At 65.1% G+C, this 24,306-nt stretch carries 15 protein-coding genes; 8 read left to right on the top strand and 7 right to left on the bottom strand.

The genetic code is table 11. From position 1 onward, the window contains the following. Positions 1–35: 35 nt before the first annotated feature. Positions 36–2,348 carry a gliding motility-associated C-terminal domain-containing protein gene (locus ACE191_RS11315; RefSeq protein WP_400192335.1) on the bottom strand — a complete coding sequence of 771 codons (2,313 nt, stop codon included), beginning with the start codon at positions 2,346–2,348 and terminating at the stop codon, positions 36–38. Between the two features lie 299 nt (positions 2,349–2,647). On the opposite strand from ACE191_RS11315, the gene ACE191_RS11310 reads away from it, so the two are divergent. Beyond that, positions 2,648–7,513, top strand: a complete 4,866-nt coding sequence (locus ACE191_RS11310; RefSeq protein ID WP_400192334.1) for a fibronectin type III domain-containing protein — start codon at positions 2,648–2,650, stop codon at positions 7,511–7,513. A gap of 84 nt (positions 7,514–7,597) precedes the next feature. Here the strand turns inward: ACE191_RS11310 and ACE191_RS11305 are convergent, their stop codons facing one another. Continuing rightward, on the bottom strand, positions 7,598–9,040 hold the full coding sequence (locus ACE191_RS11305; RefSeq protein ID WP_400192333.1) for a PQQ-dependent sugar dehydrogenase: 1,443 nt from the start codon (positions 9,038–9,040) through the stop codon (positions 7,598–7,600). A gap of 305 nt (positions 9,041–9,345) precedes the next feature. Here ACE191_RS11305 and ACE191_RS11300 point away from each other — a divergent pair, with 305 nt between their 5' ends. The 3 genes from ACE191_RS11300 to ACE191_RS11290 all read left to right on the top strand — a co-directional run bounded on the left by ACE191_RS11300 (position 9,346) and on the right by ACE191_RS11290 (position 14,240). Then, the gene (locus ACE191_RS11300; protein WP_400192332.1) at positions 9,346–11,010 is read left to right on the top strand and encodes an amidase; all 1,665 of its coding nucleotides are present in this window, start codon (positions 9,346–9,348) and stop codon (positions 11,008–11,010) included. Beyond that, entirely contained in the window at positions 11,010–11,666 is a 657-nt protein-coding gene (locus tag ACE191_RS11295; protein ID WP_400192331.1) for a hypothetical protein, read from the top strand. Before ACE191_RS11300 ends, ACE191_RS11295 begins: the two co-directional genes overlap by 1 nt. Before the next feature lie 99 nt (positions 11,667–11,765). Further along, a complete protein-coding gene (locus ACE191_RS11290; RefSeq protein ID WP_400192330.1) occupies positions 11,766–14,240 on the top strand; it encodes a prolyl oligopeptidase family serine peptidase in 2,475 nt (824 codons plus the stop codon). A gap of 262 nt (positions 14,241–14,502) precedes the next feature. Here the strand turns inward: ACE191_RS11290 and ACE191_RS11285 are convergent, their stop codons facing one another. Then, positions 14,503–15,333 (bottom strand): phosphatase PAP2 family protein, encoded by an 831-nt coding sequence (locus ACE191_RS11285; protein WP_400192329.1) that lies wholly within the window; start codon positions 15,331–15,333, stop codon positions 14,503–14,505. Between the two features lie 227 nt (positions 15,334–15,560). Between ACE191_RS11285 and metK the strand changes: the two genes are divergently transcribed. Next, positions 15,561–16,823, top strand: coding sequence for a methionine adenosyltransferase (gene metK / locus ACE191_RS11280; protein ID WP_400192328.1), 1,263 nt, complete (start codon positions 15,561–15,563; stop codon positions 16,821–16,823). A gap of 85 nt (positions 16,824–16,908) precedes the next feature. Here metK and hpf read toward each other — a convergent pair whose 3' ends face one another. The 4 genes from hpf to ACE191_RS11260 all read right to left on the bottom strand — a co-directional run bounded on the left by hpf (position 16,909) and on the right by ACE191_RS11260 (position 19,777). After that, positions 16,909–17,205, bottom strand: a complete 297-nt coding sequence (gene hpf / locus ACE191_RS11275; protein ID WP_400192327.1) for a ribosome hibernation-promoting factor, HPF/YfiA family — start codon at positions 17,203–17,205, stop codon at positions 16,909–16,911. 36 nt (positions 17,206–17,241) lie between these two features. Further along, positions 17,242–18,129 (bottom strand): tyrosine-type recombinase/integrase, encoded by an 888-nt coding sequence (locus tag ACE191_RS11270; RefSeq protein ID WP_400192326.1) that lies wholly within the window; start codon positions 18,127–18,129, stop codon positions 17,242–17,244. 162 nt (positions 18,130–18,291) lie between these two features. Continuing rightward, complete coding sequence (rpsU, locus tag ACE191_RS11265) at positions 18,292–18,483, bottom strand: 30S ribosomal protein S21 (RefSeq protein WP_151079822.1); 192 nt, start codon at positions 18,481–18,483, stop codon at positions 18,292–18,294. 154 nt (positions 18,484–18,637) lie between these two features. After that, positions 18,638–19,777 (bottom strand): acyl-CoA dehydrogenase family protein, encoded by a 1,140-nt coding sequence (locus ACE191_RS11260; RefSeq protein WP_400192325.1) that lies wholly within the window; start codon positions 19,775–19,777, stop codon positions 18,638–18,640. 251 nt (positions 19,778–20,028) lie between these two features. Here ACE191_RS11260 and ACE191_RS11255 point away from each other — a divergent pair, with 251 nt between their 5' ends. From ACE191_RS11255 to ACE191_RS11245, 3 genes are all read left to right on the top strand, one after another. Continuing rightward, positions 20,029–20,988: a polysaccharide biosynthesis/export family protein gene (locus ACE191_RS11255; RefSeq protein ID WP_400192324.1), complete on the top strand. Its 960-nt coding sequence runs from the start codon at positions 20,029–20,031 to the stop codon at positions 20,986–20,988. A gap of 68 nt (positions 20,989–21,056) precedes the next feature. Continuing rightward, positions 21,057–23,534 carry a GumC family protein gene (locus ACE191_RS11250; RefSeq protein WP_400192323.1) on the top strand — a complete coding sequence of 826 codons (2,478 nt, stop codon included), beginning with the start codon at positions 21,057–21,059 and terminating at the stop codon, positions 23,532–23,534. A gap of 12 nt (positions 23,535–23,546) precedes the next feature. Beyond that, a complete protein-coding gene (locus tag ACE191_RS11245; protein WP_400192322.1) occupies positions 23,547–24,305 on the top strand; it encodes a tyrosine-protein phosphatase in 759 nt (252 codons plus the stop codon). Position 24,306: the final 1 nt, after the last annotated feature.

Below are 24,306 nucleotides of genomic sequence, written 5' to 3'. Positions count from 1 at the left end.
GAAGCGGGACGCCTTTTTTGTTGGGCGGTTGCGGCTTAGCGCTGTACCTGCACCCAGCCTTTCGACTGCTTGCCGTCCTGCGCAACGATGATGTAGTAGTACACCCCGTCGGCCTGGTCTTTGGCGTCCCAGTCGTTTTGGTAGTTGGCGTACTCCTTCACGAGGCGGCCCCAGCGGTTGAAGATCTGCACCTTGTTGTTGGCGGGCAGACCCTGCAGAACCAGGGTTTCGTTGAGCCGGTCGCCATTGGGCGTGATGATGTTCGGCAGCTTCAGCTCGGGTACGTCGATGATGCGCTCGGCCATGCTGGTGGGGCACTTGGTGTTGCCGGCCTTGTTGTAGATGGCCAGGCGCACCAGGTACTTGCCCGCTTTGTCGATGGTCAGCTCATCGGGCGTGTACTTGCGGGTTAGCGTCACCTCGGGCTCGGTCACGGCCACACCCTTGCCGTCCTCAATGCGGCGGTAGGTCCACAGAATGGAGTCGGTGGCCGGGTTGACGTTGGTAGAGGTGTTGACGAAGGTGAACACGCGGGGCGGCACGTTGTCGCGGTTGGCGTAGAAGGCCCGCGAGTTGGCGGTGAAGTCGGCCGTGAGCTTGGGCTCGACGCGCACCAGAATCGACGAAGTGTCGCGGCACACGCCCTGGCGGAAGCCGACGCGCGGCCGCACCGTGAGGTAGTAGCGCGTGGTAGCGGTGGGCTTCACCGTGATGTTCTGCGTCTTATTGTCGGCTGGGTTCAGGCCGTTGGCCGGGGCGAAGGGCGTGGTGGGGCTGCCGCTCCACTCGTAGTCGTAATCCTGCAGGCTGTTGCGCCACACCGAGTCGGGACGCAGCACCTGGCCCTGAATGGCCAGCGACTCGCCTTCGCAGAGGTCGGCCGGGTTGGCACCGGCGGCGGCCCGCACTTCGGCAAAGTTGCCCTGCTTCACTTCAATGGTAAGCACGCGGTTCTGCACGCCCTTGGTGGGGCAGGCGTTGTCCTCAATCTTGAAAGGAATGCGCACGATCCGACCCACGTAGGCCGGGTCGGGCTGGAAGTACATGCTGATGGAGGGCTTGGTAGTACCGTTGCCCTGTACCGTGCCGCCGATAACGGTGCCGATGCTGCCGAATTCGAGCAGGTCGGTGATGTTCTGGGGCAGGGTTACGAACAGCTGCTGGTTGGCATTGGGGTCGGTGAAGTCGATGCGGATGCGCGAGTAGTTGCACGAGTACACCGTCAGGTAGGTCGAGTCGTTGTTGCTCACCGGCGTGGTGCCCGAGTTCGGGGTCTGCGTCACTACCAGCGGGGCGTTGGGCGCCTGGTTCGACGAGCAGTTGTACACGTTCACCAGCATGTCGCGGCGAATCGAGCCGATTTTCACGCGCACGCCGTTGACGCGGCGGTACTCGGTAACCTTACCAACCACCACGAACTTTTGGGCCGTGGTCACGGTCACGGGCGTAAACGACACCACGCCGGTGCCCACGTCAAAGGAGAAGGCGCGGCGCTGGGTCAGGTTGGGGCAGGTACCCACCGTTTCGTATTTCACGGCAATGGGCAGAGTCGCCGAGAAGTTCGTCACGACGGGACCGGGAGGGCAGGGGGCCGTGCAGCCGCCGGTGGTTACCGGGGCGCAGGCAGCGCCGGTGTAGGCGGCAAAGTTGTTGGTCTGGTTGCAGCTAGACAGCGGCTGGTCGAGCGAGTACACCAGCTCGTCGCCTTCGCTGTTGGTGAAGAGCACGTCCTGGGCAGCAAACGAGAGCGTGCCGGGCTGGCCACCGCAGATGAAAGCCACCGGCTCCTGCAGGGTGGTGAAGTCCGGCGACATGTTGGTGATGTTAACCGGGCCACCAGCGCTGTTGATCAGGTTGTTCAGCGTAGCCTCGAAGCGGAATGCCCCGCCGACGCCCAGGTTCTGGGTGTTGGGGCGGGCGGTCTGCTCCACGCTCAGTACCCATTCCTGGGCCGGGGGCAGGTCCACCAGCGCTTCGTAGGTTACCTGCTGGTAGTTGGGGTAGGTGAGCGTGCCGCCGTTGGGCGGGCAGGTAGCCTGAGCCTGCACGGTGGGGCAGTAGGGCGTACCCACCGTGGGCACGCCTACCAGGTTCATGCGGTAGCCGGCGGCCGGAATAGGGGTGCTGGTGCACCCGGCATTGCGGGCGTACAGCGTCTGGTAGTCCTCGTAGGCGATACCCGAACAGTCGCGGAAGTAGCGCAGCGTGACGCGGTACTGGTTGCCGCTTACCCACTTGTAGGTGAGCTGACCGCCCTGCACGTGCGAGGCGTGCGCCTGCTGGCCGCTAACCAGCAGCAGCAACCAAGCAAGGAGCAGGAGGGGGGTGGAACGTAAAAGTTTGTGCATTGGCGAAAGGGTGAGGTGGGCTGGGTGGTGAGGGTTATTGCAGCCGTAATATAGAAAGAATTTAACCTGTCACCAGTAATTGGATTCTGCGGGGAGGCCTTCCAGGGAGGCGCACAGCCCGCTTACGGGGCATAGCAGTCCTTAATATATATAGGCGGAATACCAGCCGTCTTAAAAAATGTACATAGGGGATTTTACTGTTTCGGTAGATAATTGCTAGCTTTCCGGAGCAAGATTCCCTTTCTACGGCTTTTTTGTTTCTCACCTCCAACCTTTTCCACCCAACCACACATCCGCTTATGCACCAACCTTTACTGGAGCAGGGTACATCTGTTCATCACCCACCCACCCACCGCCCCTCGCGCTGGCAGGGCTGGCTGTCGGCATTGCTGCTCGCAATGCTGCCGCTGCTCAGTTTCGCGCAGACGGCCACCATCGGCTCGACCGCCGTGCCGGCAGTTTCGCCGGCTACCAGCTCGTACTTCTACGGGCCGCTGTACCGTTCCTCGGCCACGAGTACGTTCTACTACTCCCGGTACGCTCACGTGTACACTCCCGCCGAGCTGAACATCCCGGCTGGTTCCATTATTACCGAGCTGGCCTGGCTGAAGGGCAACGACGGCACCATCAGCGGCGCCAACACCTTCAACGTGCTGCTGGCCAACACCAGCACCGCTACGCTGGCTACCGGCACCACCTGGGGCACGGTTAAAACCGGCGCCACCCAAGTGTACAGCTCCAGCTCGCAGGCCGTTACCGGCGCCGCGGGCACGTACTTCACCGTACCGCTGAACGGCAGCTTCGTGTACACCGGCGGCAACCTGCTGGTACTCATGGACTGGGCCGGCCCCGGTCCTTCGTCGGGCGTAGTGAACTTCATCACCAACGCCGCCACGGGCCAGGCCATCGGCTACGCCGACTCGGACCCGATGGACGACGCTACCACGCTGAACACCGGCAGCTACGGCAACCGCCGTCCTACCCTGCGCGTGAGCTACACCCCAGCTACTCCCTGCACCGCGCCCCCCACGGCCGGTACGGCCATTGCCAGCGTGAGCAGCGTTTGCGCCGGCACGCCGGCGTCGCTGTCGGTTCAGGGCGCCTCGTTCGGCCTGGGCATGACCTACCAGTGGCAGCAGTCGACCGACGGCACCACCTACACCAACATCGCCGGCGCCACCAACACGAGCTACACCTCGGGCCCGCTGACGCAGACCACCTACTTCCGTATCGTGCTGACCTGCTCGGGTCAGTCGGCCAACTCGGTGGCCGCTCAGGTATCGGTTAGCGCCCCCACCTACGCTACCCTGCCCGCCCTCGAAGATTTCGAAGCCGACTGGGTTGATGGCTGCGCCACCCGCGACCAGCCCAACAACAGCTGGCGCATGAAAGGCGGCAGCGACGTAGACGCCTCCTGGCGCCGCAACGACGACGGCGCTTCGGCCGGCTGGACCAGCCCGACCTTTGGTGCCTACACGCCGACCGGCTCGGCCGGCTCGGCCCGCTCGGCCCGCTTCCACTCGTCCTACGCCACCGACCTGCAGGTTGGTACGCTCGACTACTACGTGAACCTGAGCGCGCCCGGTGCCAAGAACATGATGTTTGACTACATCAACACCAGCGGCGACGACTCGCTGACGGTGCACCTCTCGACCGACGGCGGCGCGACCTTCGGCCCGGCTCTGCTGGCGCTGACCACGGTTTCGACCTGGACGCCGCAGATGCTGACGCTGAATTCCACCTCCGCTACCTCTGTCATCCGCTTCCGCGGCGTGGCTGACTTCGGCTCCACCGACATCGGCATCGACAACCTGCAGCTGGCCGCCGGCAACTGCGCCGTGGTAACCGGCCTGAACGCCAGCAGCACTGCGCCCACCACGGCTACGGTGTCGTTCGTGGCCGGCGCCAACAACAGCGGCTACACCATCACCTACACCGCCCAGGGCGGCACGCCCCAGACGGTAAACGCCACCAGCTCGCCGGTAACGCTGACGGGCCTGACTCCCAACACGCCTTACTCGGTACGCGTGGTAGCCACGTGCGCCGGCGGCCTGAGCTCGTTCGTAGTTGGCACCAGCTTCACCACGACCTGCACCGTGATTCCCTACGCTACGCTGCCCTACCAGCAAGGCTTCGAGAACACCTGGGCCAGCGTGTGTGATACCCTGAACGTGCCCAGCGTCAACTGGCGCGCCACGCCCAACACGGGCAACAACTCCTGGCGCCGCGACGACCAGGGCTCGTTTGCCAACTGGACCTCGAACAACGGCCTTTACTCGCCCACCGGTTCGCAGGGCTCGGCCCGCTCGGCCCGCTTCCACTCCTACAACGCGTCGTCCAACACCATCGGTATCCTCGACCTGTTCATCGACCTGAGCGGGCCCGGCAACAAGCTGGTGAACTTCGACTACATCAACACCAGCGGCGCCGACTCGCTGCGCGTAATGCTGTCGACCGACGGCGGCGCCACTTTCGGCCCGGCCCTGCTGGCCCTGAACCAGGCTTCGACCTGGACGCCCCAGACGCTGACGCTGAACACGACCTCGGCTACGGCCGTTATCCGCTTCCGCGCCCGCTCCGACTTCGGTACCACCGATATCGGCTTGGACAACCTGGTGATTGAGTCGGCTTCGGGCTGCTTGCTGCCCCTGACCCTGTCGGCTACCAACGTAGGCGGTACTTCGGCTACGCTGAACTGGGATGCCCGCGGCGCGGGTGGCACCTTCACCGTAGAGTATGGCCCGGTGGGCTTCACCCCCGGCACCGGTACCACGGTAACCGGCATCACCGGCAACAGCACCACCATCAGCGGCCTGAGCTCGGTAACCAGCTACCAGTTCTACGTAACGCGCGTGTGCGCCACCGGCGGCACCGCCACCAGCGGCCCGGTTACGTTCACCACGCGCCCGGCCAACGACGACTGCAGCACCGCGCAGATGCTGACGGCCAACGCCACCTGCACGCCCACCAGCGGCAGCGTGTTCCAGGCTTCCGACTCGCAGATTTCGACCCTGAACTGCTCGGGCACCACCTACGCCGATGACGACGTATGGTACTCCTTCGTGGCTACCAACACCGCGCACGACATCCGCATGCAGGAAGGCACCGGCTTCGACGGCGTGATTCAGCTGTTCAACGGCAACTGCAACCTGCTCTCCAACAACAAGTGCGTGGACCTGTCGCCCACCGCGGGCGGCGCCATCGAGCTGCTGGAAGCCACGGGCCTGACCGTGGGGCAGACCTACTACTTCCGCATCTTCTCGCAGAGCAACACGGCCCCGACCATGGCCAACGGCAGCTTCACCGTGTGCGTGACCCCGCCGACCCCGGCGCCGGCCAACGACAACTGCGACGCGGCTCAGTCGCTGACGGTTAACGCCACTTGCACGCCTACCACGGGCACCGTGTACCGCGCCACTGCCTCGCCGCTGACGGTTCCCTCGGGCACCTGCACCGGCACCCCCGACGACGACGTGTGGTACTCGTTCGTAGCTACCGGCGTTTCGCACGACATCCTGGTTGACGAAGGCACCGGCCTCGACGCCGTGGTACAAGTGCTGTCGGGTGCTTCCTGCACCTCGCTCACCAGCATGGCCTGCATCGACGCCTCGGCTTCGGGCGGGGACGAAAAACTGCGCGTAGGCGGCCTGACCGTAGGTTCAACCTACTTCGTGCGGGTGTACTCCTTCCCGAACACGGCTCAGACCATCACCAACAGCAGCTTCACCATCTGCGTGACGCCCTCGCCGCAGCCCCCGGCTAACGACCTGTGCGCCAACGCTGTCAACTTGCCGGTTCAGTTCGGTGCCAACTGCAGCAGCCCGCTGGAAGGCAATAACTCGGGCGCCTCGGGCGACTCGGGTGTGCCGAACCCGACCTGCGGCACGGCCAACTACGCCGGCGGCGACGTGTGGTACAAAGTAACTGTACCGCCCTCCGGCGCCCTGAAGATTGAAACCGGCAACGGCAGCACCAGCCCGCTGTCGGACACCGACGTGGCCGTGTACGCGGGTAACTGCGGCGCCCTCACGGCGGTACAGTGCCAGACTGCCGGCGGCAGCAACTCGCACGCCATCGTGAACATCACCGGCCGCACGCCGGGTGAAACGCTCTACGTTCGCGTGTGGGAGCCGGGCAACAACGCCGAAGGCACCTTCGTCATCTGCGCTACGTCGCCCACCACCTGCCAGGCCCCCTCGGCTCTGCTGGCTACCAACATCCTCGATACCTCGGCCACGCTGACCTGGGCCGGCTCGCAGTCGGCTACGGCTACGTTCACCGTGGAGTACGGCCCGGTGGGCTTCACCCCCGGCACCGGCACCAAGGTAGCAGGCATCACGGCACAGTCGCTGGCCCTGACCGGCCTGACCGCTGACACGGAGTACTGCTTCTACGTGACCGAGTTCTGCAGCCCGACTTCGAACCCCAGCCCGGCTGGCGGTCCGCTGTGCTTCCGCACCAACGCCACGGTGGCCAACAACGAGCCCTGCGGTGCTACGGCTCTGACCATCGGCGGGGCACCCATCACGGGTACCAACGCCGGGGCTACCTTCAGCTCGCTGCCGGGCATCAGCATGCCGGCGCCCTGCGCCCCGGCCAGCTCGCCGCGCGACGTATGGTTCTCGGTAGCCCTGCCGGCCAACAGCACCACCATGGGTATGAACCTGAGCGGTGCTTCCACGGGTATGGTTCGTCTCTACACCGCTGCTTCGTGCTCGACGGGCTTCTCGCTGGTTGAGTGCCGCGCTGCCAACGGAGCCAACCAGTCGGTAGGCACGGTTTCGTTCACCGGCCTGACCGGCGGCGCGACCTACTACGTAGCGGTTTCGGGCTTCGGCAACGGCGACACCCAGGGCAACTACTCCATCGAGGCGCTGGTGCTGGGCACCCGCAACTCGCTGCCGGTAGGCGCCGAGCTGAGCGTGTTCCCGAACCCGACCAGCACTGGCAAGCTGACCCTGAAGCTCACCGGCCTGGGCAAAGTAGCCAGCGGCCACGTGCAGCTGCTCAACGCCCTCGGCCAGAAAGTTCGCCAGCAGGACATGACCCTGCGCGGCGGCGCTGCCGAGCTGACCCTGCCGACCACGGGCCTGGCCCGCGGCATGTACACGCTGCAGATGAGCGTGGGCGACCATATCGTTACCCGCAAGGTGATGGTAGACTAGTCCGGCGTTCTGCCCCAAAAAAAGGCGGCGTCCCGATTCGGGGCGCCGCTTTTTTTATGCTCGTCTGCAAGGTCGGCCCGCGGCTCAGCGGCCGGCCAGCACCAGCCGCTGCGGCGCAAACGACTGCGTGGGGCCACCGACGCGCACCTGGTAGACGCCGGCCGTCCACCCAGCTACGGGCAGCGCGGCCCGCTGCTGCCCGGCGACCAGCGGGGCTTCGTGCACCAGGCGGCCCAGGGCGTCGTGCACGCTCAGGCGGGCGGCAGTGGTAAGCGGCGCGGGCAGGTGCAGACTAGTGGCGTGGCTGGCCGGGTTGGGATACAGCGCGAAAGCCGGCAGGATCCGGTTGGGCCGCGTAGCCGTGAAGGTGCGGTTTTCGAGCACCAGCACGCGGTCGTCGGTGGCGGTGGGGCTGCCGCGGCCGTCGCGGTTGCTGGTGGCCACGTACACCCGGCCCTGGGGCGATACGCAGATGGCCCGCAGCCGCCCGTAGGTACCGGTCCACACGTCGGTCTGCCCGGTGATGGTGGCACCGGTAGCGGCGAGCGGCAGCTGGGTGAGCTTGCCCGCCTTCAGGCTGACCATGAGCAGGGAGTTGCTCCAGCCCGGAATGGCGGGGTGGTTGTAGTAGCTCAGGCCCGCCACGGCCAGGGTGGGCGTCCAGGCTAGCAGCGGCTCGCGCACGTTGTTTTGCTGGCAGAAGGTTTGCTCGGCGGGCAGGTTGCAGAAACCCTGGGCGGTGGGCCAGCCGTAGTTGCGCCCCGGCTCAATCAGGTTTACTTCGTCGTCGTTGTTGGGGCCGTGCTCCGAGCTGTAGAGGCGGCCGGTGGCGGCCACGCGCACCAGTCCCTGCGGGTTACGGTGCCCCAGTGAGTACACCAAACTGCCGGGCGTGGGGTTGTCGGCCGGCACGGTGCCGGTTACCGTCAGGCGCAGCACTTTGCCGTTGAGGCTGGTGGGATTCTGCGCCGTGCTGGTGTTGGCCGCGTCGCCGGTGGTCATCAGTAGGGTGTTGTCGGGCAGCAGCAGCAGGCGCGAGCCGCTGTGGATGCTGGCGGCGGGCAGGTTGTCGAGCAGCACCTGCGGGCTGAGCAGGCCAATCGTCGGTGTGTAGCGGTAGCGCACCAGCTTTTCCTTCAGGCCCCCGCTGGTGTAGTTGTAGACCACGTACACCGCCAGCTCACCGGGCAGCGGGGCCAGGTGCACGGCCGGACCCACGGCCAAACCCAGCAGCCCGCTTTCCCCGGTTTCCGTCACGTCGGGCAGCGTAAGCAGGGGCAGCAGCTGACCGGTGGCGGGGTTGATGCGGCTGATGCGCCCGCCGCGCTCGGTCAGCCACAGAAAGTCGTCGGGGCCCCAGAGCAATTCCCAGGGCGTGTCGAGCCCGGTGGTGAGGCTGCTGAGCGAAACGGTGGTGCCGCCCACATTATAAGTAGTGGACTGGGCCGTGGCGGGCGCCCCGCAGCCGCCGACCAGCAGCGCCGTCAGCGCAAGGCCCGGACCAAGGGCAGGGAAGAAGTGTTTCATGGCAACGATCTGTTTTGGTGTGGCTTAAGGTTGATTCAGGCCCCATAATAACGAGTTTGCGCGGGCTTCGGACGAGGCCCGGCGTGGCGGGCGCAGACTGGGCCGACGGAACTGTTTCCCAAGAGTCGGTTACCACTGTTTTCGGGGCAGGCCCCGCGGGAGCGGTACCGATTACCAGTCGGTTGGGCGGAACTCGTGCGGCCCCGCGGGGCGAAGCTGCCGGCCGGCTGTTAACTTTCCCTCAGCGAAGCAATACGGCCCACGGCGGCGTGCCCTATTGGCTTTTCCCGAACCCGATTTCCCCTATGAAACGTCTGTTACCCTACCTGCTGAGCGGCGGCGCCTGCTTCGTGCTCGGCGCCCTGAGCACCGCGGCCGACGAGCCCCGCTCCATTACCGTGCCCATGGTGCGCGCGGCCCAGGAGCTGCTGGGTTTGCACTTCACCGACGCCCAGCTCGACTCGGTACGCGGCGAGCTGGCCGAATACCGCGACAACTACGCTGCCAACCGCAAGGTGTCCTTGCCCAACCACGTAGCGCCGGCCACGGTGTTCAACCCCGTGCCCGCCGGCTGGCAGCCCGGCCCGGCGGCGGGCAACGGCAAGCTGCCCAAGACCGACAAGGTGAAGTTGCCCGCCAACCGCGACGAGCTGGCCTTTTACTCGGTGCGGCAGCTGGGCGAGCTGCTGCGCACCCGGCAGATTTCCTCGGAGGAGCTGACCAGGTTCTTCCTGGCCCGCCTGCGGCGCTACGACCCCAAGCTGCTGTGCGTGACCTCGCTCACCGAGGAGCTGGCCCTGCAGCAGGCCCGCGCCGCCGACGCCGAAATCGGCAAGGGCCGGTACCGCGGGCCGCTGCACGGCATTCCCTACGGTGCCAAGGACTTGTTCAGCACCAAGGGCTACAAAACCACCTGGGGCTCGGTGCCCTACAAAGACCAGCAGCTCGACGAAGACGCGGCCGTGGTTGCGCGCCTGCGCGAGGCCGGCGCCGTGCTCTGCGCCAAGCTAACCCTGGGCGAGCTGGCCATGGGCGACGTGTGGTACGGCGGCCGCACGCGCACGCCCTGGAACCTGGAGAAAGGCTCCAGCGGCTCGTCGGCGGGCTCGGCCTCGGCGGTGGCGGCGGGTTTGCTGCCCTTCGCCATCGGCACCGAAACCCTGGGCTCCATCGTGAGCCCCAGCACGGCCTGCGGGGTAACGGGGCTGCGGCCTTCCTTCGGGCGGGTGAGCCGGGCCGGGGCCATGGCCCTGAGCTGGACCATGGACAAGGCCGGGCCCATTGCCCGCTCGGCCGAAGACTGCGCCCTGGTGTTCAGCGCCCTGGTGGGCCAGGACCGCCGCGACCCGGCCACGCTGCTGGTGCCCGCCGACTTCCGCTACGCCTTCAACCTGGACGTGAAAAAGTTGCGCGTGGGCTACCTCAAGGCCGATTTCGAGCGCACGTACCCCAACAAAGCTAACGACGAGGCTACCCTAGCGGCGCTGCGGCGGCTGGGCGTGGAGCTGGTACCCCTGGAACTGCCCCCGCTGCCGGCCAACGACATCACGTACCTGCTCACGGCCGAGGGCGCCGCGGCCTTCGACGACCTCACCCGCTCGGGCCGCGACCAGCTGATGGTCAACCAGGGGCGCAACGCCTGGCCCAACATCTTCCGCTCGTCGCGCTTTATTCCGGCCGTGGAGTACATCCAGGCCCAGCGCTACCGCACCCTGCTGATTGAGGACATGCACCGCCGCCTGCAGGGCCTTGACGGCTACCTGGCGCCCTCGTTCAGCCGCAACCTGGTGCTGACCAACCTCACCGGCCACCCGGCCGTGGCCGTGCCCAACGGCTTCACCAAGGACGGTCTGCCGCAGACCGTCACGTTCATGGGCGCGCTGTTTGAGGAAGGCAAGCTGCTGGCCCTGGTGAAAGCCTACCAAGACGCCACCGACTTCGACGAAAAGCACCCGCCGCTGAATTTCTGATGCCTATCGATACTCCGGTTTTCGCCGCCACCGACCTGCCCCAGCGCTGGCAGCAGCGCGCGGCTCCCTTATTTGCCCAGCCGGCGGCGGCCGAAAAAGTCTGGCAGCAGCTGAGCCGGGCCTACTCGGCCGCGGGCCGGCACTACCACGCCCTGCCGCACCTGCGCACCATGTTCGCCGTGCTCGACGCCCACCCCGACCCGGCGCCCGACCCCGCGGTGCTGGAACTGGCCGTCTGGTTTCACGATGTGGTTTACCAGTCCCTGCGCAGCGACAACGAGGCCCGCAGCGCCGAGCAGGCCCGCCAGCTGCTGCAGGCTACTACACTCCGTCCCGATCAGCACCAGCGCCTTGGGCGGCTGATTGAGCGCACCCAACACCACGGCCGCGCCGAGCCCGACGACGCCCTCGACACCCACCTGCTGCTCGACGCCGATCTGTGGGTGTTGGGGGCCGAGCCGACCGGCTACCAGGAGTACGCCCGGCAGGTGCGCCAAGAGTACCTGCTGGTGCCGGGCTTGCTGTACCGCCGCGGCCGCCGCCGGGTGCTCGAAAGTTTGCTCGACGCTCCGACACTCTACCACACGCCCTGGGCGCAGGCGCAGCGCGAGGCCCCGGCCCGCCGCAACCTGGCCGCCGAGTTGGCTACCCTGTAACTTCCCGGGGCCTGCAACACCGCGCCGGGGTGCCCGTCCTTGCCCCGGCTTACCTTGCGCCCTGGTTATTTCCCGACTGCCTTGCTTACTTTTTCCCTCATGCGCTCTACCACCGTGCTGCAGCTGCTGTGGCTACTTCCCGCCGCGGCTGCGGCCCAAACCCCGGCGGCCGCCCCGCCGCTGGCCCCGCTCACCGTCGAGAAAATCATGCGCGACCCGGCCCAGTGGCTGGGCGGACTGCCCTCCAACGCCTACTGGAGCGAGGACGGCAAGCGCATTTACTTCAGCTGGAACCCCGACAAGGCCCGGCGCGACTCGCTCTACACCATGACGCCCGACGGCAAGAACGTGCGCAAGGTGAGTCTCACCGAGCAGCGCAGCCTGCCCGCGCAGCGCGGCGTGTACGATGTGGCCCGCCGCCGCAAGCTCTACGAGAAGGAAGGCGACATTTTCCTGCTCGACGTGAAAACCGGCAAGGTGCGGCGCCTGACCAATACGGCCGAGCGCGAAACTGACCCGGCCTTTGCCCTGCTGGAGCAGCAGGTGCAGTACACCCGGGGCGGCAACCTGTTTACCTGGGACCCGCAAACCGGCGAAACCACCCAGCGCACCGACTTCCGCCGCGGCCCCCGCCCGGCCAACCCCAAGCCCGACAAGGCCGAGCAGTACCTGCGCGCCCAGCAACTGGCCTTATTTCAGGTAGTGCGCCAGCGCGAGCAGGACCGGCAGGCCCGCGAGCGGCAGCAGAAAGCCCTGGCCCGGCTGCGGCCCAAGGCCATTTACCTCGGCAACCAGACCGTGGAAAACCTGCGCCTCTCGCCCGACGGCCGCTACGTAACCTACACCCTGGCCCAGGCCCCCAGCCCCGACAAAGTGGCCCTGGTGCCCAACTTCGTCACCGCATCGGGTTTCACCGAGGATATTTCGACCCGCAACAAGGTGGGCGCCGGCCAGACCAGCTACGAGCTGGGCATCTACGACCTGGGCCGCGACACCACCTTCGTGCTGGGCTACAAGGAAATGAAGGGCCTCGACGAGCAGCCGGCCTACCGCAAAGAATACCCGCTGAAAGCCAAGGCCCCGCTGCCCGCCAGCGGCAAGCCCGCCGACGCCACGGCCAAGGAAAAACCCGCGGAGCAGCGCCGCGTGGTGCCCTACGGCCCGTACTGGTCCGACAACGGGCAGCGGGCCTTCCTGGTGGTGCGCTCCGTCGACAACAAGGACCGGTGGATTGTGAGCCTGGACCCGGCCACCCAGAAAATCAGCCTGCTCGACCGCCAGCGCGACGAGGCCTGGATCAACGGCCCGGGCATTGGCTACGAGGCCGGCAACGTGGGCTGGCTGCCCGACAACCGCCGGGTGTGGTTTCAGAGCGAGGAAACCGGCTACTCCCACCTCTACACCGTGGACGTAACCACCGGCCAGAAAAAGGCCCTGACCAGCGGCAACTTCGAGGTGCAGCAGGCGCAGCTGTCGAAAGACCGGAAGACCTGGTACCTGACAGCCAACAAAACCCACCCCGGTGAGCAACACTTCTACCGCCTGCCCGTCGACGGCGGTACCCTTACCCAGCTTACCAGCCTCACGGGGGGCCACGAGGTGGTGCTTTCGCCTGACGAGAAAACCCTGCTGGTGCGCTATAGCGCCGCCACCAAGCCCTGGGAACTGTACGTGATGGACAACCGCCCCGGCGCCAGGCTGCGGCAGCTCACCCGCTCGACCACGCCTGAGTTCAACGGCTATGCCTGGCGGGAGCCGGAAATCGTGACCATCCCGGCCCGCGACGGCGCCCAGGTGTACGCCCGCCTGTTTCGCCCCGCCCAGCCCGACCCGCACCGGCCCGCGGTGGTGTTCGTGCACGGCGCGGGCTACCTGCAGAACGCGCACAAGTGGTGGAGCCAGTACTTCCGCGAGTACATGTTCCACAACCTGCTGGTGGAGCGCGGCTACACCGTGCTCGACATTGACTACCGCGGCTCCAGCGGCTACGGCCGCGACTGGCGCACGGGCATCTACCGCTACATGGGCGACAAGGATCTGACCGACCACGTCGACGGCGCCAAGCTGCTGGTGGATAAGTACAACGTGGACCCCCAGCGCATCGGCATCTACGGCGGCTCCTACGGCGGCTTCATCACCCTCATGGCCATGTTCACCCAGCCCGATGTGTTTCGGGCCGGTGCCGCCCTGCGCTCCGTTACCGACTGGGCCCACTACAACCACCCCTATACCGGCAACATCCTCAACGAGCCTTACACCGACTCGCTGGCCTACGCCCGCTCGTCGCCCATCTACCACGCCGAGGGCCTGAAGGGCGCCCTGCTCATGTGCCACGGCATGGTCGATACCAACGTGCACTTCCAGGACATCGTGCGCCTCTCGCAGCGCCTCATCGAGCTGGGCAAGGACAACTGGGAGCTGGCCGTGTACCCCGTCGAAGACCACGCCTTCGTGGAGCCGGCCTCCTGGACCGACGAGTACAAGCGCATCCTGAAGCTATTTGAAACCCACCTGCGCGACCAAAGTCCGGCGGCCGGCGGGGGCGGCAACAACGGCAGCCGCGGAACCCGGTAGCTCGCGCAAGGTCCCACGTTTTCGGCCCTGTCCGGTACCTCAGCCTGAGGTACCGGACAGGGCCGAATGGTTTAGGGGGCTAATGGCTGACGGACGCCGCGACGCAGGGCGTAGGGAGCTAGTAGGAGCTGTGGGCTATTTGCGGGTTTTCAAATAATAACCCACATCCGGGGCCAATATCTATGTGGGCAGGTTTCTGATTTTGCTAGAATAGTCCACAACTTACAGCGGCACGCAACCGCCGTGTGGGCTGAGGCTACGCCTACAGCTGCTTGCTCAGGCGCAGGCCCCCATAGGCGTAGCCATTGACGTTGAAGCCCTGCAGCGGCGTGACGGACATGCCCCGGCGGCCGGCGGTTTTGTGGAGTTGCGGCACCAGAATGCCCGAGGCCGCGCCCACAGCGTAGCCCACCAGGTTGTCGGAGAGAAAGTGCTTGCCGGCTTTCAGGCGCAGGTAGCCCACGGCGGCGGGCACGGCAGCCGCTCCCGCCCACACGAAGGGCCGGGCCGGTGAATCGGGGTGGAAGTCGTGAAAAACCTTGGCGGCGAAAAACGTGGCCGAAGCCGTAGCGGCGGTGTGGCCGGCGAAAAACGAGTTGCGGGCGTTGTTGTCGCCGCGGTCGTCCACCGTGGGCTCCGAGCTGTAGGCCAGTGGCCGGCTGCGGTCGACCAGGGCGGTGGAGATGGTGAAGGCTGCGCCGGTTACGGCCATGGTTTGCAGGTAGAGCACGCCCACCTGCCCGAACTTGCGGCGCACGTCGCCGTCCACAGTCATCAGCACCAGGGGGGCGGCAAACGAGCCGTAGAAGGGGTAGTCGCTGAGCTTCTTGGCGTCGAGGTCGTAGTTGCCGGCGGCGAAGCGGTCGAAGCCGTTAACGTCTTCGCGGCGCAGACGCAAGACTTCCTCGGGCGTGAGGTCGCGCTTGTTCTGGGCCGCCTTCACGGCTACCACGTTGGTGGCAATAAGGGCCGCCGCGATGGGCGCATCGACGACGAAACGGGTCTGATAGGGACTGGAAGCCGGGTTTTGGCTGTGGGCCGGCAGCGCGGCGGCCAGGGAGAAGGCAAGCAGGGAAAACGGGCGGCAGCGCATGGCACAGGAAAAGCAAAATGGATGAGGTTAATACAACGACGCGCGGGCCGGCAGGGTTGGGCGGGGCGGCGGCCGGCCCGGGCCGAGCCTTATCCACCGCGGGCAGGCACCGGGCGCTGGGCCACTTGCCCGAATTTCGGTAGCTTTGCGGCCCCTCCCCGGGACCCGCTCTGCCGGGGCGTCGTTCCGGGGGTTTCAGGTTTCACCGACGCCGGCACGTATTCGCAATGCCCTACCTGTTCACCTCCGAATCCGTTTCGGAAGGTCACCCCGACAAAGTCGCCGACCAGATTTCTGACGCCATCCTCGACGAGTTTCTGCGCCAGGACCCCGCCTCCAAAGTAGCCTGCGAAACCCTCGTGACGACGGGCCTCGTGGTGGTTGCGGGCGAAGTAAAATCCAAGGCCTACGTGGACGTGCAAAGCGTCGCCCGCGACGTGATTCGCCGCATCGGCTACACCAAGGCCGAGTACAAGTTCGAAGCCGAAAGCTGCGGCATCCTCTCGGCCCTGCACGAGCAGAGCCCCGACATCAACCAGGGTGTGGAGCGCCAGAACCCCGAAGACCAAGGCGCCGGCGACCAGGGCATGATGTTCGGCTACGCCTCGCGCGAAACCGACAACTACATGCCGCTGGCCCTCGACCTCTCGCACCGCCTGCTGCGCGAGCTGGCCGCCATCCGCAAGGAAGGCCGGCAGATGACCTACCTGCGCCCCGACGCCAAGTCGCAGGTGACCATCCGCTACAGCGACGCCGGTACGCCCGAGGCCATCGACACCATCGTGGTCAGCACCCAGCACGACGACTTCGACGGCTCGGAGGAAACCATGCTCAAGCGCATTTCCGACGACGTGAAGGGCATCCTGATTCCGCGCGTGAAGTCGGGGCTGAGCAGCGAGGTGCAGCAGCTGTTCACCGACGCCATCACCTACCACATCAACCCCACGGGTAAGTTCGTCATCGGCGGCCCCCACGGCGACTCGGGCCTGACCGGCCGCAAGATCATCGTGGACACCTACGGCGGCAAGGGCGCCCACGGCGGCGGTGCCTTCTCGGGCAAAGACTCCTCGAAGGTTGACCGCTCGGCCGCTTACGCGGCCCGCCACATTGCCAAAAACCTGGTGGCGGCCGGCGTGGCCGACCAGGTACTGGTGCAGGTGGCCTACGCCATCGGCGTGGCCAAGCCCGTGGGCTTGTACGTGACCACCTACGGTACCACTAAAGCTACCGGCGCCAACGGCGAAAAGCTTACCGACGGTCAGATCAGCGAGAAAGTCGATCAGCTGTTCGACCTGCGCCCCTACGCCATCGTGCAGCGCTTCGGTCTGCAGAACCCCATCTTCGGCGAAACGGCCGCCTACGGGCACATGGGCCGCGAGCCGCAAAAGAAGACGGTGCAACTGGCCGGCGGCGAAACCCGCGAGGTGGAAACCTTCACCTGGGAAAAGCTCGACTACGTCGACCAGATCAAGCAGGCTTTCGGCCTGTAAGCCCCCGACGAAGCCTCCAAAGCGCAACGGCGCCCGTTCCAGCTGGAACGGGCGCCGTTGGCGTTTCAAGTGGTCAGGGCCGGCCTCAGTGGGCTACCTGCTTTTCCTTGTGGCGGATGAGCTGCTTTTTGAGCTGTTCGGCGGCGGCATCGGCGGCCGCCTCGAAGGTGCCCGCGTCTTCCTGGCTGAAGAGGGTGGTGCCGGGCACGTAGAGCTTGATTTCGACGGTTTTATTGGCAATGCCCTCGTTGTTGAGGCGCATGATTACTTCGCCCTCCGTGACGCGGTCGTAAAAGGTCTCAAGCTTATCAAGGCGCTTCTGGATGAAGTCGAGCAGTTTCTGGTCGGCGGTGAAGTGCACCGATTGCATCTGTACTTTCATCGGTCGTGGATGTTTGGGTAGGAGAAAGGGAAAAAATCAGGCCTTAGGGTGGGCCTTTTCAAAAACGGCTTTCAGCTTGTCTATGCTCAAGTGGGTGTACACCTGCGTGGCGGCCAGGTTGGCGTGGCCGAGCAGCTCCTTGATGGCGTTCAGATCGGCGCCTTTGCCCAGCAGGTGCGTGGCAAAGGAATGGCGCAGCACGTGGGGGTGCTGCTGACCGGGCGCCGAGGTGATGAGCCCCAGGTAGTGCTTCACGGTGCGGTACACCAGTTGCGGATAGAGCGCCTGGCCTTTGTCCGTAACGAGCAGCGGCCCGCCGGCGTTGTCGCCGGAACCGAACTCGCCGGCTTTGTAGCTGAGGTACTGCTCGATAACCAGCAGCAGGGAAGGGTTCAGCGGCACGATGCGCTGCTTGTTGCCCTTGCCCGTGACGCGCACCGTGCGGGCGGGCAAGCTCACGTCGTCGTGGCGGATGCCGATGAGCTCGGACAAGCGGATGCCGGTGCCGTAGAGCATTTCCAGAATGAGCTGGTCGCGGCGGCCGGCAAAGTCGTCGGTAAACTCGAAGGTGTTCAGCAGCCCGTTGAGCGGTTCTTCGGGCACGAAGTCGGGCAGCTTCTTGCTCATCTTGGGCGGCTGAATGCGCAGCATGGGGTTGCGCGCCACTCGGCCCGTGCGCAGCAGGAACTTGTAGTAGGAGCGCAGGCAGGCAATTTTGCGGTTCACCGTGCGCGGGTCGCGCTGCTGCTCCATCAAACTCACAATCCACGAGCGAATCAGGGTGTGGTCGGCCGCGGCCGCGTCGCTCAGGGCGAAGGTGGCCTGCAGGTACTGGCCAAACTGCTCCAGGTCGGTGCGGTAGGAGAGGATGGTGTGCGGCGAATAGCGGCGCTCGAAGCGCAGGAAATCAATGAATGCCTCCATGGAAAGGCCGCGACAACGGCAGCGGGCGGAAGGCCAATGTAGGAAACCGCCCCGACAAAACGAACATAAAAAAACGGTTAGCCGGCCCCGCAGAAGCGGAGCCGGCTAACCGGATAGCAAAGGCCGGAAACCACCACCCGCAAGGGCAGGGCCGGGGGCTACTTAGTTTTGCTCACCGTAGGTCGCCTGCTTGTAGGCGGCCTTCTGGCGCTGCTTGCGCTTGGTGATGGACGGCTTCTGGAAGAAGGTGCGGCGACGCAGTTCTTTCAGCACACCCGTGCGCTCGAATTTTTTCTTGAAACGCTTGAGGGCGCGGTCAACCGACTCGTTCTCCTTGATTTGGACGATGAGCATAAAAAAAGAAAGCGTGAGTTTCAGAGTTTGAGGGCCGCAAAGATAACCACAGATTTTTTAGCATGCAAATGAATGACTATGATGCCGATGGCCCCCGGTTGCGGTTTCCGGCGGGCCACTGGTCAGCGGGACTGGGACGAAGCGGCTGCCGGGCTTACTTGAGGATGGTGCGGGCAATGACCAGCTTCTGGATTTCCGAGGTTCCCTCGCCGATGGTGCACAGCTTGGAGTCGCGGTAGAATTTCTCGGCCGGGTAGTCCTTGGTGTAGCCGTAGCCGCCGAAAATCTGCACGCCTTCGTTGGCGGCGCGCACGCACACTTCCGAGGCGTAGAGCTTGGCCATGGCCGACTCGCGGTTCACGTTCAGGCCCTGGTCCTTCATATCGGCCGCGCGGTAGGTCAGCAGCGAAGCCGCCTCGATTTCGGTGGCCATATCGGCCAGCTTGAAGCCGATACCCTGGAAGTTGCTGATGGGCTGATTGAACTGGTGCCGCTCTTTGGAGTACTGCAGAGCGGCTTCGTAGGCGCCCTGGGCAATGCCCAGCGAGAGGGCCGCAATGGAGATACGGCCGCCGTCGAGCACTTTCAGCGCCTGCACAAACCCGTCGCCCACCTCGCCGATAACGTTTTCCACCGGCACGCGGCAGTCGGTAAAGATCAGCTCGGTGGTTTCCGAGGCTCGCATGCCCAGCTTGTCTTCCTTGCGGCCGGCCGCGAAGCCGGGCGTGCCGCGCTCGATAATGAAGGCCGTCATGGCGCGGGAGTCGCCCACTTCGCCGGTGCGGGCAATAACCACGGCCACGTTGCCGCTTTTGCCGTGGGTGATAAAGTTTTTGGCGCCGTTGAGCACGTAATGGTCGCCGTCGAGCACGGCCGTGGTGCGCATGTTGCCGGCGTCGGAGCCGGTGTTGGGCTCGGTCAGGCCCCAGGCGCCGATCCATTCGCCCGAGGCCAGCTTGGGCAGGTACTTGCGCTTCTGCTCCTCGGAGGCGTGCTGCAGAATGTGGCCGGTGCAGAGCGAGTTGTGGGCCGCCATCGACAGGCCGATGCTCGGGTCAATCTTCGACAGCTCGGCAATGGCCGTCACGTACTCGGTGTAGCCGAAGCCGGCGCCGCCGTACTCGGTGGGCACCAGCACGCCCATCAGGCCCAGCTCGCCCAGCTTGTGGAACACTTCCACCGGGAATTCCTGGGTGTCGTCCCACTCGCGCATCTTGGGTTTGATGTGCGCCGCACCGAAGTCGCGCACCATCTGGGCAATCATTGTCTGGTTTTCGGTAGCTACCAGTTCCATGGGCAGGGGAAAAGAAAAGGGGAAAAAGAAACGGGGCGGAACGGCCCGACAGGGCCGATTTTGGGTTGGCGAAGGTACAAAAAATGTGGGTCGGATACCATGCTAAGGCCGGCCGCGCGCCCCCGCTTATTTTGATGCGCCGCGGTAATTCGGTTTCTTTGACGGTTTTTTGGGACAAAATGACGCCCTGCGGCGTTGTTGCCCCCGGTCCCTGTTCCTTCAGTAACCCCCGCGCCGGTCCGCCGGTTTTCATGCTCACGACATCCCTGCCTCGCGCCCTGCGCCTGTTGCTATTGGCCTTTCCCCTGGCCCTGCTTGTGTCCTGCGCTTCCTCGCGCGCCTATCGGCAGAACATCCTTTTCCGCACCGACGCCACCGCGCAGCCCGATTCGGTTCGCCTGCGGGGCGCCATGCGCGCAGCCGAAAATAAATACCGCATCCGCCCCCACGACTACCTCGAGGTGCGGGTATACACCAACCAGGGCGAGCGGCTGATTGACCCCAACGGGGAACTCGGCTTCGGGGCCCCGGGTGGGGCCAGCACCGGCGCGGCCGGTACCGGCAGCACGCCCAGCCGCATTACGCCCAGCACCCGCGCGGGTGGCGGCGCGGCCCGCGCCAGTATTGGCGCGGCCCAGGGCGGGGGAGCCTCCCTTTCCACCGACTACCTCGTGCAGCCCGATGGCAGCGTGATGCTGCCGGTAGTGTACCGGGTGCCGGTAGCGGGCCTCACCGTGCCGCAGCTCGACAGCCTGCTGCAGGTGCGCTACGAAGAGTTCTACCGGGGCGTGTTTGTGCAGTCGCGCGTGACCAACAACCGCATCATCGTGCTGGGTACCCCGGGCGGGGCCATCATCCCGATGAACAACGAGAACATGAACCTGCTGGAGGTGCTGGCGGCCGTGGGCGGCATCGACGGCAACGGCATGATGGGCAACGGCCAGCCCCGCTACGGGCGGGCCTACAACATTCGCCTGATCCGGCCCGGGGCCGACGGCGACCTGCGCAAGGCCCAGGTGCAGATCATTGACCTGACCACCATCGAGGGCATGCGCAGCGCCAGCCTGCGCGTGCAGCCCAACGACGTGGTGTACATCGAGCCGCTGCGCCGACCGGTGCTCGAAGCCGTGCAGGATATCGGCCCCGTGCTGACCATCTTCACTAGCCTCACGAGCTTTGTTACTACCCTTTTCCTGATCAGACGGCTGTAGCGGCGGAGCTACCCGCTGGCGGCACCCTGAGGGGCCGCCTCATCCCCGTTGAGCGTTTTTTTGATTTTATGGCAGCAAATAAGGACGTGGATCTGGAAGACCTGATTCACACCGCTAATACAGAAGAACCCGAGGAGGACGGCGGTGCGGGTCTGGACCTTGCCACGCTGATTATGGTCACGCGGCGCAGCCTGCCCTGGATGCTGCTGCTGATTATCCTCACCATGACGGCGGCCTGGCTGTACCTGCGTTACACGCCGCCGGTCTACCAGTCCTCGTCGACGCTCAAAATCGACCAGAAAACCCAGGCCGGCGTGCTCGGGCTGGAAGAGCTGGGCGGCAACTCGGGCGGCAACGCGCGCCAGAACAGCAAAAACCTGGCGGGTGAAATCGAGCTGATCAAGTCCAACCTGATTTACCAACGCCTGCGCGACTCGCTCGACCTGGGGGTGAACTACTACAACGAGGGCACGGTGCTGGCCTCGGAGCTGTACAAAACCTCGCCCTTCCGAGTGGAGTACCGCATCCAGGACCAGCGCTTCTACAACAGCAAGCTCAACGTCGACATCCTCGACGCGCAGCGTTTCCGCCTGTCGTTCCTGCAGGCCGGCCGCGAGGTCAGCAACGAGTACCGCTTCGGCCAGCCCATCTCGCTGCCCGGTATTGACCTGACGCTGTACCGCACCGACGTCAAGTTCAACGCCAGCACGCTCACGCCCAACTACTACTTCGTCATCAACGACGACGCGGCCATTGCCCGCTACTTCGATGAGAACCTGATCGTCGAAATCATCAATCCCGAGGCCAACACCATCGGCATCTCCTTCAAGGACCACAACCCGCTGAAGGCCCACGACATCGTCAACAAGATTGACACGCTGTACCTGCAGGAAAAGCTGGCCAAGAACTCGCTGGCTACCCAGCAGACGCTGGCTTTCCTGGAAGGCCAGCTGAGCGAGAACAGCCAGAAGCTGCAGCAGGCCGAGCAGGCCATGCAGGACTTCGTGCGCCGCAACAAAACCTACGACGTGAAATCGGACCTGGCCGCGGTGACCGGGCTGATGACCGAACTGCAGAAAAAGCGCGAGGAGCTGATGCGCAAGGCCAGTGCCCTGGCCGAAGTCAGCGAGATAGTGAGCCAGAACCGGGTGTTTACCCGCGAAGGCGAAACGGTGGAGGAGAGCATTCCGGCCGTGGCTTTGCTCGACGACCAGCGCATTACCCAGCAGATGACCGTGCTCAACGACCAGCAGGCCGACATGAACCGCCTGCTCGAGTCGTACCGACCTGCCAGCACGGCCGTGCAGCTGCGCAAGGAAGCCATCGACTTCAACCGCCGCAACATCCGCAACCTGCTGCAAAGCACCCGGCAGCTGCTCAACAAGGAAATTGCCGACCTCAACGGCCAGCAGCGCGAGCTGGAGGCCCGGATGGCCCAGATGCCGGAAAAGGAAACCGAGCTGGCCCGCCTGCGCCGTCCCTTCGAGCTCTACGAGAAGTCCTACCTGATGCTGATGGACAAGAAGGTGGAGTTCAGCATCGCCAAAGCCGGCACCACGCCCGACTTCCAGATTCTGGCCCCGGCTTCGCTGCCGCAGGCGCCCATTTTCCCGGTGAAGCTGATCGTGTACGCCATTGGGCTGGCGCTGGGCATTGCCCTGGGCCTGGGCCTGGTAGCCACCCGCTACATGCTGCATAACACCGTCACCAACATCCGCGAGCTGGAGCGCAACACCTCGGCCCCGGTGCTGGGCGTGGTGCCGGCCTACGACAAGGAAAAGCTGGCCGTGTCGAAGCTGATTGTGGACAAGAACCCCAAGTCGGCCATTTCCGAGGCCATTCGCTCCATCCGCACCAACCTGGAGTTCATGGCGCCCTCGAACAAGAGCAAGCGCCTGATTTCGATTACGTCCACGATTTCGGGCGAGGGCAAAACCTTCGTGGCCGTGAACCTGGGCGGCATCATTGCCCTGTCGGACCAGCGGGTGGTGATTCTGGACCTGGATATGCGCAAGCCCAAGGTGAACCTGGCCTTCGACGCCGAAAACACCAAGGGCGTGAGCACCATCCTCATCAACCGCCACAGCGTGGATGAGTGCGTGCAGAAAACCAGCATTCCGACCCTGGACTTTATCCCGGCCGGGCCCACGCCGCCCAACCCCTCGGAGCTGATTCTGCACCCCGAGTTCGACCAGATGCTGGCCCACCTGCAGCAGAGCTACGACGTGGTCATTATCGACACCCCGCCCGTGGGCCTGGTGACCGACGGCATTCTGATCATGCGCAAGGTGGACATTCCCATCTACATCGTGCGGGCCAACTACTCGAAGAAGGCCTTCCTCAAGAACGTCAACAAGCTGGTGCGCAGCAGCGGCTTCAACAAGCTCACCACCATCCTCAACGATGCCCGCGCCGGCGGCATGTACGGCTACGGCTACGGGTATGGCTACGGCTACGGGTATGGCTACGGCAGCGGCTACGGCTACTACGAGGAAAGCCAGGCTTCCAAAGGACTGCTAAATCGGCTGCGGCGGCGCTTTTCGTAAGTTGCCCCCGATATGGCTTCTTTCTTCCAAAAGCTTTTCGGCCGCTCCGCCAGTGCGCCCGCGCTGACCTCGCTGGCGGCGCTGGGCACCGACATGCACTCCCACCTGCTGCCCGGCCTCGACGACGGCGCCGAAACCCTGGAGCAGTCGGTGGAGCTGCTGCGCCAGATGCAGCAGCTGGGCTACCGCAAGCTGGTGATGACGCCCCACATCATGGGCGACTTCTACCGCAACACGCCCGAGGGTATTCGCGGCGCCCTGGCGGCGCTGCGCACCGTGGCGGCCGACAACGGCATTGAGCTGGAGCTGGAATGCGCCGCCGAATACTACCTGGATGAGTCGCTCACGCGCAAGCTCGAGCAGGGGCAGGAGCTGCTGAGCTTCGGCGGCGAGCGGCGCTACCTGCTGTTCGAGACGTCCTACATCAACGAGCCCTTCAACCTCAACGAAATCGTGTTCGGGCTGAAGGCCGCGGGCTACCAGCCGGTGCTGGCCCACCCAGAGCGCTACACCTACCTCTACGGCCGCTTCGAGGAGCTGGCGCGCATCCGCGAGCAGGGCGTGCTGCTGCAGCTCAACCTGAACTCCCTGGTGGGCTACTACTCGCCCAGCGCCAAGCGGGTGGCCGAGAAGCTCATCGACGCCGGCCTGATTGACCTGGCCGGCACCGACATGCACCACCTCAAGCACGCCAGCGCCCTGCAGCGCGTACTGCAGTCGAGCTACCTGCCCCGCCTGCTCGCCCTGCCTTTGCTGAACCGCGACCTGTAAA

Source organism: Hymenobacter sp. B81 (assembly GCF_044628455.1).
Taxonomy (GTDB): domain Bacteria; phylum Bacteroidota; class Bacteroidia; order Cytophagales; family Hymenobacteraceae; genus Solirubrum.
Note: the sequence above shows the minus strand (reverse complement) of the source record. Positions and strands in the feature narration are given on the sequence as shown.